The sequence below is a fragment of the Microbacterium sp. genome (assembly GCF_047607225.1).
Lineage (GTDB): Bacteria > Actinomycetota > Actinomycetes > Actinomycetales > Microbacteriaceae > Microbacterium.
On sequence record NZ_JASGDO010000020.1, the window covers coordinates 1 to 9,863 of the forward strand.

Sequence of the window (9,863 nt, forward strand, 5' to 3'; positions counted from 1 at the left end):
CGCGGGCGGAGCGGCCGCCGCGGCGAGGTCGGCCACGACCGCCGCAGCGGTCTCGGCCATCGCGTCGCCGCCGAGACGGGCGGGGGTCTCCCGCTCAGCGCGGGCCACGACGGTCCCATCGGGAGCCACGAGCGCGCCGGCGGTCTTGGTCCCGCCGATGTCGATGCCGGCGATGACCTCCCCCGCCGTCATCGGCCGCCCAATCCGGCCATCGCGATGCCCTTGACGAGGTGCTTCTGCAAAGCGACGACGAGGAGGGTCGTGGGGATCATCGAGATGATGGCTGCCGCCATCTGGAGGTCCCACCTCGTACCGGTGATGCCGGAGAAGCTCGCGAGACCGACAGGGAGCGTGCCGAGCTCGGAGTAGTCCACCGTCACGATGAGCGGCCACAGGTAGCTGTTCCAGAACGAGAGGAACGTGAACACCGACAGCACCGCGACGGCCGACTTCGACAGCGGCAGGATGATCTGCAGGAAGCTGCGGAGCGGTCCCGCGCCGTCCACGCGCGCTGCCTCCTCCAGCTCGAACGGGATGCCCCGGAAGAACTGACGCATCAGGAAGGTGCCGAAGGCGGTGAAGGCGAAGGGGAGAATGAGCGCCTCGTAGCTGTTGACCCACCCGAACCACTGCATGACCTGGAACATCGGGATCACGAGCACCTCGGCGGGCACCATGAGAGTCGCCAGGAACAGGACGAACACGGCGTCCCTGCCCTTCCAGCGAAGCCGTCCGAACGCGTAGCCCGCGGTCGTGGAGACCACCAGCACGACGAGGGTCCCGGCGACCGCGACGAACAGGGAGTTGCCGATGTACGTCCAGAACGGGCCGTACTCGAACACGGCCGCGAAGTTCCCCCACTTCAGCTGCGAGCCGATGAGGGTCGGCGGCATCGAGAAGATCTCCTCGTTCGGCTTGAGCGCCGAGAAGAAGGCATACACGAGGGGCGAGACGAAGATCAGCGCAGCGAGGTAGATGCTGACGTGTGCGATGACGAGGCGCACGCGCTCTCCTCGCGTCCGGACGCCGGCGGCACGGCGTCCGTCCTCGCCGCGCACGACGTCGTCCTCCCCGGTGACGAGGGTCCGGGTGTCGGTGACGGACTCAATGCTCATAGTGCACCCACTTGCGCTGAGCGGCGAACTGCACGCCGGTGATGACGATGATGATCGCGAAGAGGATCCAGGCCGCTGCCGCGGCGAGGCCGAGATCGCCGAAGGTGAAGCCCTGCTCCCAGATGAACATCACGAGCGGTTTGGTGGCGTTTCCGGGCCCCCCGCCGGTGAGCAGCTGCGGCTGCGCGAACACCTGCAACGACGTGATCATCGTCATGATCGTCGCGAAGAAGATCGCCGGAGAGATCATCGGGAGCATCACGCTCCAGACGAGGCGGAATCCTCGCGCCCCGTCGATGCTCGCCGCCTCCAGGACGCTCTCCGGGAGCTGTTCCAGAGCGGCCGAGAAGATCAGCATGTTGTAGCCGAGTCCCTGCCAGACGCTCATGGCGACCACCATGGCCATCGCCCAGAACGGGTCGGCGAGGAAGTTGGGAAGAGAGAACCCGAACCATCCCTGGGCTGCGCCGTTCAGGAGCCCCTGCGGCTGGAGGATCATCTTCCACACCAGCACATTGGCCACCATCGGGACGACCACCGGGATGAAGAACAACACACGCAGCGCTCCGCGACCGCGGATCCGGGGGCCGAGCCCGACGGCGAGGACGAGAGACAGCGCGACGCTCAGCGGCACGTACAGGATCGTGTACACCGCGGAGTTGCGCAGCGCCGGCCAGAAGTCGGGACTCGCGGTGAACAGCTTCACGTAGTTGTCGACGCCGTTGAAGGAGCGGTCGCCGAAGGTCGGCCAGTCGAAGACGCTCATCACGATCGAGAGCCCCACCGGCACGATCGTGAACAGGGCGAGCCCCACCAGGGCGGGGCTTGCAAACCCCAGCGCCTGGCGGGACTCGACCCGCGCGAGCGATCCGCGACGTTTCGTCGTGGTCGTCATTGCCATCTCTTCTGCTCGAGGGTCGTCCGTGGACGACTCAGTTGCCGAACTGCGCTTGCGCGTTCTTCAGCAGTTCCGCCATCGTCATCTGGCCGTTGTAGACGCTGACGAGGTTGGGCTGGACGTAGCTGTCGATCTTCTCCCAGTTCTTCGTCATGTACAGCGGGACGGTCGTGGCGAACGCCGACTCGAACACGGTCTTGACCTGCTCGCGGTACTCCTCGTCGATCGAGTCGAAGTACAAGGGCTGCGACTCCGTGCGGGCCGGGTACGAACGACCCGACGAGGCGATGTAGTCCTGTGCGTCCTTGCCGAGGAGCGACCCCATGACCTTCAGGGCTTCTTCCGGGTGGTCGCACGTGGCGGAGATCCCATAGCCGGATCCGAGGATGGGTCCGGGGTTGCCCTGGGCACCGGCGGGAAGCGGGGCCATGCCGGCGGCGAATCCGGACTCGTTCTTGAGGTAGCTCACGGCGTTCCACGTGCCGTCGACGGCCATCGCCGCGTTCTCGCTCGTGTACTGGTTCTCGCCCCAGCCGGTGTCCGAGGCCGAAGCGACGGGCGCGGCGACACCGAGCTTGGTCACGAGGTCGGCGTACCAGGTGGCCGCCTCGACGAAGGCGGGGTCGTCGATGTGGAGCGTGCCATCCTCCGCGGCAGGCTGCGTGCTGGAGTAGGCGATCGGCATGGACATCCACTGGTATCCGCCCATGCCCATCCCGAACCCGTACTTGCCGTCCTTGGTGGCATCCTTCGCGATCGAGGCGAAGTCGTCGAATGTCCAGCCGATCTCGGGGGTCTTCGCGCCCGAAGCCGTGAGGAGGTCTTGGTTGTAGTAGACGAGCATGGTCGCCACGTCGAAGGGCACGCCGTAGAGGTCGCCTTCGAAGCTCAGGATCCCGTCGGCGCCCGGGTTGAAGTCGGCGAAGTCGAGCCCGGCGGTGGCGAGGTCCTCATCGGTGAGCTTGCGGAAGCCGGACGTGAACCCGCCGAGCTGTGCGCCGCTCATCCCCGTCACGCACGCCATGTTGCCGCTGGCCATGTTCGTGGTGAGCTTCGTGAAGAAGTCGTTCCAGGGTGCCGTCTGCAGCTTGATGACGACATCGGGGTTCGCCTTCTGCGCGATCTCGACCTGCGCCTGGAGCGCAGCGGTGTCCGACTCGCTCCCCGACCACATGTCGACGACGATCGTGGGCTTGTCGCCGCCGCTCGTTCCGGGGTCGGTGTTTCCCGCGCACCCGGTCAGGACGACCGCGACGCCGGTCGCCGCGGCGACCGCCCCCACACGCATTCTGTTCATGTTGCCTCCTCAGGCAGTGCAGTGACTCTTTGGTTATTTCGGCCATCGAACTAACCTTGTACTCTTGTGACGCAAGTCACCCTGACAGATTTCGAAACCCGTTGCAATACGAACATCGGATGTTTATCGTTCGGTGATGTAGCGTCACACGATCGAAACGAACACCGCCGGCCCCCGCCGTCGGACCTCCACGAGAACCCGGGAGCCCCAGATGTCGACCGACGGCGCACCGACCGCCCCCTCCGATGACCTCCTCAATCGGCGCATCATCGACCTCGTGTCGCGGGGCGATGCGCGCTCTCGCTCTGACCTCGCCTCGATCCTGGGGCTCGCCCCCTCGACAGTCGGACTCCGCGTGCAGTCCCTCATCGATGCTCGCCTCCTCCGCGAACGCGGCGAGGGCACGTCCCGCGGTGGCCGCCGTCCGCGGCTCCTCGAGCTCGACGGAGACGCCGGCGTCGTCCTCACCGCCGACATCGGTGGCGGTCACGCCCGGATCGGCGTCCACGGCCTCTCAGGCGCCCTCCGGGACGTGCGCACGATCCCGGTGGTGCTCGCCGACGGTCCCGTCGCCACGCTCGACGCCGTCTGCGCCGTGTTCGACGACTTCTCGCGAGGGACCGTCGTGCGGGCCATCGGCGTGAGCCTCCCCGGTCCCGTCGAGACCCGGTCCGGCACGGTCCATCAACCCTCACGGATGCCCGGATGGCCCGGTTTCAGCGTGATCGCACACCTCGCCGAGCGTTACGGCGCCACCGTCGCCGTGGACAACGACGCCAACCTGGCGGCGCTGGGCGAGCACCGCGAGCAGTTCGGTCTCGGCGGGCACAGCATCACCGTCAAGGCGGGGACGGCGATCGGCAGCGGGATCATCGTCGACGGCGCGATCCATCGCGGGGCCACGGCCGCGGCGGGAGACATCACCCACACCCGTATCGATGCCTCCGCCGGGCGCGCCTGTTCATGCGGCAACACGGGGTGCCTCGAGACGGTCGCCAGTGGCGCGAGCCTCGTCCGTCAGATGCAGGAACAGGGCCGCCGCGACGTCGCTCGCACGGGAGACGTCCTCCAGCTCGCCGCCGACGGCGACCCCGAGGCGACGACCCTCGTCCGCACCGCCGGCACGCACCTCGGCCAGGCGCTCTCGGGCGTCGTGAACTTCTTCAACCCGCACGCGGTGTTCCTCACCGGCAGCATGAGCGCGTCGGAACCCTTCCTCGCCGCCGTCCGCAGCCGCGTGTACGAGGCGTGCCATCCGCTGGTCACCCAGCAGCTGCGTATCGAGCGTGCGCGGACGGGGGCCGACGCCGTCCTGTGCGGCGCAGCACTCTGGGCGCTCGATAACCTCGAGCTCCCGGTCGTGCGCTGACTCCCCGCCGGTCGCGAGGCTCAGGCTCCGCGCAAGGTGAGCTCGATCACCGGCACGACGACCTCGGGACGCCGGATCGGCAGGTGCACGGAAAGCGTCCCCGCCGGCTGGCCGGCCGGCGTCATCAGGTCGGCCTCCCGCTCCGGGTCGCTCACCGACGTCCGCAGCCAGGAGCCGTCGTGGAGGAGCCGCGCGAACGAGACCCTCCCGGCCAGTCCCGGCAGGTGCACGACCCCCATCGGCCAAGAGAAGAGGTGGAGGAACAGCCGGTCCCCCTGCCGCGTGAAGACGCCCTCCCGCGGTCCGACGAGCCCCGCGTGGCCCGCCCCGACGATCGCATCGCGATGGAGCGCCATCCACTCGCCGATCTCGCCCAGCGTGCGCTGGTCGCGCGGAGCGATGGCACCGCGACCATCAGGCCCGACGTTGAGGAGCATGTTGCCGTCCATCGACACCGAGTCGGCGAGCATCTGCACCAGCAGCGCGGCGGACTTCTGGTCGTGGTTGTCGCGGTGATATCCCCACGAGCCGTCCATCGTCTGGCAGGCCTCCCAGGTCTGGGCGACGCCTCCCCGTACGAGCGGCTCGGTGGGCTGGTACTGCTCGGGAGTGACGAAGTCCGCCGGGATCCCGAGACGGTCGTTGACGAGCATGTCGGGCTGGAGTTCGCGGCACATCGCGAGGAGTCCCTCGGCGTCCCAATCCTCGGGCCCCTTGCCCGCGAGACCGTCACGGGTCTCGGGGTAGGTGAAGTCGAAGAACAGGTAGTCGATCGGTCCGTAGCCGGTCAGCAGCTCCCGCACTTGGGCATGGAGGAACTCGCGATATCGCGCCATGTCGCGCACGGCGTTCCGCTCGGCGATGTCGGGTTCGCCGCGACGGGGATGGTTCCAGTCGATCGTGAAGTCGGGATGGTGCCAATCGATGAGCGAGTGGTAGAAGCCCACCCGCAGCCCTTCCTCCCGGAGTGCGTCGACGTACTCCCGGACGAGATCGCGGCCACAGGCGTTTGGTGCGGTGAAGTCGCTGACGGCACTGTCCCACAGCGCAAAGCCGTCGTGATGCTTGGTCGTGAGCACGACGTACCCCATCCCGGTGTCTGCGGCCCGACGAGCGAGAGCGCGCGCGTCGAAGCGGTCGGGGGCGAAATGATCGAAGTACACGCGGTACTCCTCGTCGGTCAGCCGTTCGTAGTTCTGCACCCACTCGTGCCGCGCGGCGGCGCTGTAGAGACCGAAGTGCACGAACATCCCGAAGCGTGCGTGATCGAACCAGGACTGTCTCATCGCGTTCCTCTCCCTTTCGCCCCATCTTGCCACAGACATCGGATGTTTAGCGCCGTCGTGCGCCCGCGAAGCGACGAGAGCCCGGACCCTTGTAAGGGTCCGGGCTCTTCTGGCTTACGTGAAGCCGGACTCGGCGGGTGCGCCGAGGTCGTGACGCCGCGATCAGCGCGCGGCGGAACCTTCCACGTAGTCGGCGTCCTGCTGCTTCCACGCGAAGAGGGCGCGCAGCTCCTTGCCGACGGCCTCGATCGGGTGAGCGGCCGCCTTTTCGCGAAGCTCGTGGAACTCGGGAGCACCGGCGTCCTGGTCACCGATGAAGCGCTCGGCGAAGGCACCCGACTGGATGTCGGCGAGGACACCCTGCATGTTCTCCTTGACGTGCGGGTCGATCACGCGGGGGCCGGACACGTAGTCGCCGTACTCGGCCGTGTCGGAGACCGACCAGCGCTGCTTGGCGATGCCGCCCTCCCACATGAGGTCGACGATGAGCTTCAGCTCGTGCAGCACCTCGAAGTACGCGATCTGCGGCTGGTAGCCCGCCTCGGTCAGGGTCTCGAACCCGTACTGCACGAGCTGGGAGACGCCGCCGCAGAGCACCGCCTGCTCACCGAAGAGGTCGGTCTCGGTCTCTTCCGTGAAGGTCGTCTTGATGACGCCGGCACGCGTGCCACCGATCGCCTTGGCGTACGAGAGGGCGGTCTGCCATGCGGACCCGGAGGCGTCCTTCTCCACGGCGATGATGTCGGGGATTCCGCGACCTGCGACGAACTCACGACGAACGGTGTGGCCCGGCGCCTTGGGGGCGACGAGGATCACGTCGACGCCCTCGGGAGCGTCGATGTAGCCGAAGCGGATGTTGAAGCCGTGGGCGAAGGCGAGCGTCTTGCCGTCGGTCAGGTTCGGCTTGATGTGGTCGTTGTAGATGCCGCGCTGGTGCTGGTCCGGCGCGAGGATCATGATGAGGTCGGCCCACGCGGTGGCGTCGGCGACCGACTTCACCTCGAAGCCCTCCTCCTGCGCCTTGGCGGTCGACTTCGAGCCCTCCTTGAGCGCGATGACGACCTCGACGCCCGAGTCGCGGAGGTTCTGCGCGTGGGCATGGCCCTGCGAGCCGTAGCCGACGATGGCGACCTTCTTGCCCTGGATGATCGACAGGTCGGCGTCGGAGTCGTAGAAGATCTCAGCCATGGTGTGTTCTTTCTCCTTGTTGTGAAGGTGAGTGTCCAAGACACGCGGATAATGTGGGGCGAGCGTCCGCGTGTCTTGGACACTCGCCGGGTCTTTGTCAGCCTCGGAGGACGCGCTCGGTGATGGACTTCCCACCGCGGCCGATCGCGAGCAGACCCGACTGCGCCAGCTCTTTGATGCCGAACGGCTCGAGCGCCCGGAGGATCGCCTCGATCTTGCCCCGGTCGCCGGTCACCTCGACCACGAGCGCATCGGTGGCATAGTCCACGATCGACGCGCGGAAGAGGTTCACGACCTCGATGACGTTCGACCGGGTCTGGTTGTCGGCCCGCACCTTGATGAGCATGTGCTCTCGCTGCACCGAGGCGGCCGGGTCGAGCTCGACGATCTTGATGACGTTGATGAGCTTGTTCAGCTGCTTGGTCACCTGCTCGAGCGGCAACTCCTCCACATCCACCACGACGGTGATGCGGGAGAGACCGGGCACCTCGGTGACGCCCACGGCGAGCGACTCGATGTTGAAGCCGCGGCGCGCGAACAGGCCCGCGACGCGGGTCAGCAGACCGGGCTTGTTCTCCACGAGGAGACTCAGGACATGACGACTCATCTCAGGCCTCCTCGTCGAACGTCGGGGCGTGATCGCGCGCGTACTGGATGTAGCTGTTGCTGACCCCCTGCGGCACCATCGGCCACACCATCGCGTCGGCGCTGACGACGAAGTCGAGCACCACAGGACGGTCGTTGGTCTCCAGCGCCGTGCGGATCGCCGCGTCGACGTCCTCCTCCTTCTCGACACGCAGCGCGAGGCAGCCGTAGGCCTCGGCCAGCTTGACGAAGTCGGGGATGCGGATCGTGTCGTGGCCCGTGTTCAGGTCGGTGTTCGAGTAGCGGCCGTCGTAAAAGAGCGTCTGCCACTGCCGCACCATCCCGAGCGACGAGTTGTTGATGATCGCGACCTTGATGGGGATGTTGTTGATCGCGCAGGTCGCGAGCTCCTGATTGGTCATCTGGAAGCACCCGTCGCCGTCGATGGCCCACACCACGCGGTCGGGCTCGGCCACCTTCGCCCCCATCGCGGCCGGGACGGAGTAGCCCATCGTGCCGGCTCCCCCGGAGTTGAGCCACGCGTTCGGACGCTCGTACTTGATGAACTGCGCCGCCCACATCTGGTGCTGCCCGACCCCTGCGGCGTAGATGCCTTCGGGACCGGTGAGCTCGCCGATGCGGGAGATGACGTACTGCGGAGAGAGGAGCCCGTCGGTCGGCTCGGCGTATCCGAGGGGGAACTCGTCCTTCAGTCCGTCCAGGAACGCCCACCACTCGGTCGTGTCGGGCTTCTGCCCGCCGGTGACCGCGCGGAAAGCCGCACCGAGGTCGACCAGGACGTCGCGGAGGTCTCCCACGATCGGGACGTCGGCGGTGCGGATCTTCGAGATCTCGGCCGGGTCGATGTCGACGTGCACGACCTTGGCGTGCGGCGCGAACAGAGCAGCCTTGCCGGTGACGCGATCGTCGAAGCGAGCACCGAGGGAGATCAGCAGATCCGACTCCTGCAGCGACAGCACCGCCGGAACCGTCCCGTGCATGCCCGGCATGCCGAGGTGCTGCGGGTGCGAGTCGGGGAACGCGCCGCGAGCCATCAGCGTCGTGACGACGGGCGCGCCCGTGGCTTCGGCGAGAGCCAACAGCTCCGAGGACGCCTGCGAGCGGATGACACCGCCGCCGACGTAGAGCACCGGCTTGCGGGCCTCGGCGAGGAGCTGTGCCGCGGCCTGGATCTGCTTTCCGTGGGCCTTGGTCACCGGACGGTAGCCCGGTAGGTCGATCTTGGGCGGCCACACGAACGGCACTTCGGCCTGCTGAGCGTCTTTCGTGATGTCCACCAGCACGGGACCGGGGCGTCCGGTCCCCGCGATCTCGTACGCGGCGGCGATCGCACCGGGGATCTCGGAGGCGTCCTTCACCAGGAAGGAGTGCTTCGTGATCGGCATCGTGATGCCCACGATGTCGGCCTCCTGGAAGGCGTCGGTCCCCATGAGCGTGGAGAACACCTGACCGGTGATGCACACCAGCGGCACGGAGTCCATGTACGCGTCGGCGATCGCGGTGACGAGGTTGGTCGCGCCAGGGCCGCTGGTCGCGATGGCGACGCCGACCTTGTTCGACGCGGCCGCGTAGCCCTCGGCCGCGTGACCGGCACCCTGCTCGTGACGGACGAGTATGTGGCGCAGGGCGGACGAGTCCATGAGCGGGTCGTAGACGGGAAGGATCGCCCCGCCCGGAAGGCCGAAGACGTCGGTGACGCCGAGCAGTTCGAGCGAGCGGACGACCGCTTCGGCCCCCGTGAGGACGGGCGCCGCGTTTCCGCGCGCGGGTGGTCGGGGCACAGCTGCAGTGTCGGATGACATGAAAGAACCTCGAATGATCGATGACGCTGTCAGGACGGCCTATCCCGTCGTCGCGCCCTCCGCAGCGGAGCGCACGAGCTTCGAGTATTTGGCCAGGACGCCACGGGTATAGCGCGGAGGAAGGGGCTCCCAGCCGTCACGGCGGGAGTTCAGCTCAGCCTCGTCGACGAGTAGGTCGAGAGTGCGAGCCGCGATATCGACCCGTATCAGATCACCATCGCGCACGAAGGCGATGGGACCAGCGTCCACCGCTTCGGGTGCTATGTGGCCGATGCACAGGCCGGTTGTGCCGCCTGAGAATC

Annotated in this window: 10 protein-coding genes; 1 reads left to right on the forward strand and 9 read right to left on the reverse strand. The window is 67.4% G+C overall.

The genetic code is table 11. The features are described 5' to 3' along the window. From QM591_RS03580 to QM591_RS03595, 4 genes are all read right to left on the reverse strand, one after another. Positions 1 to 192, reverse strand: a 192-nt coding sequence (locus QM591_RS03580) for an ROK family protein (RefSeq protein WP_415129695.1), incomplete at its 3' end; no start/stop codon positions are given. Beyond that, a complete protein-coding gene (locus tag QM591_RS03585; protein WP_415129697.1) occupies positions 189 to 1,115 on the reverse strand; it encodes a carbohydrate ABC transporter permease in 927 nt (308 codons plus the stop codon). The genes QM591_RS03580 and QM591_RS03585, both read right to left, overlap by 4 nt. Beyond that, positions 1,105 to 2,010 (reverse strand): carbohydrate ABC transporter permease, encoded by a 906-nt coding sequence (locus tag QM591_RS03590; protein WP_415129699.1) that lies wholly within the window; start codon positions 2,008 to 2,010, stop codon positions 1,105 to 1,107. The genes QM591_RS03585 and QM591_RS03590 overlap by 11 nt, the downstream gene beginning before the upstream one ends. A 37-nt stretch (positions 2,011 to 2,047) precedes the next feature. After that, positions 2,048 to 3,310 (reverse strand): ABC transporter substrate-binding protein, encoded by a 1,263-nt coding sequence (locus QM591_RS03595; protein WP_415129701.1) that lies wholly within the window; start codon positions 3,308 to 3,310, stop codon positions 2,048 to 2,050. Positions 3,311 to 3,521: 211 nt separating this feature from the next. Here QM591_RS03595 and QM591_RS03600 point away from each other — a divergent pair, with 211 nt between their 5' ends. After that, on the forward strand, positions 3,522 to 4,679 hold the full coding sequence (locus tag QM591_RS03600) for an ROK family protein (protein ID WP_415129702.1): 1,158 nt from the start codon (positions 3,522 to 3,524) through the stop codon (positions 4,677 to 4,679). A 20-nt stretch (positions 4,680 to 4,699) separates the two neighbouring features. Here the strand turns inward: QM591_RS03600 and QM591_RS03605 are convergent, their stop codons facing one another. The 5 genes from QM591_RS03605 to QM591_RS03625 all read right to left on the reverse strand — a co-directional run. Beyond that, a complete protein-coding gene (locus tag QM591_RS03605) occupies positions 4,700 to 5,965 on the reverse strand; it encodes an alpha-L-fucosidase (protein ID WP_415129704.1) in 1,266 nt (421 codons plus the stop codon). Between the two features lie 162 nt (positions 5,966 to 6,127). After that, positions 6,128 to 7,153 (reverse strand): ketol-acid reductoisomerase, encoded by a 1,026-nt coding sequence (ilvC, locus tag QM591_RS03610; protein ID WP_415129706.1) that lies wholly within the window; start codon positions 7,151 to 7,153, stop codon positions 6,128 to 6,130. 97 nt (positions 7,154 to 7,250) lie between these two features. Then, positions 7,251 to 7,760: an acetolactate synthase small subunit gene (ilvN, locus tag QM591_RS03615; RefSeq protein ID WP_067160771.1), complete on the reverse strand. Its 510-nt coding sequence runs from the start codon at positions 7,758 to 7,760 to the stop codon at positions 7,251 to 7,253. 1 nt (position 7,761) lies between these two features. Further along, entirely contained in the window at positions 7,762 to 9,561 is a 1,800-nt protein-coding gene (locus QM591_RS03620; protein WP_415129709.1) for an acetolactate synthase large subunit, read from the reverse strand. A gap of 39 nt (positions 9,562 to 9,600) precedes the next feature. After that, a partial coding sequence (locus QM591_RS03625; protein WP_415129711.1) for a dihydroxy-acid dehydratase occupies positions 9,601 to 9,863 on the reverse strand: 263 nt, incomplete at its 5' end.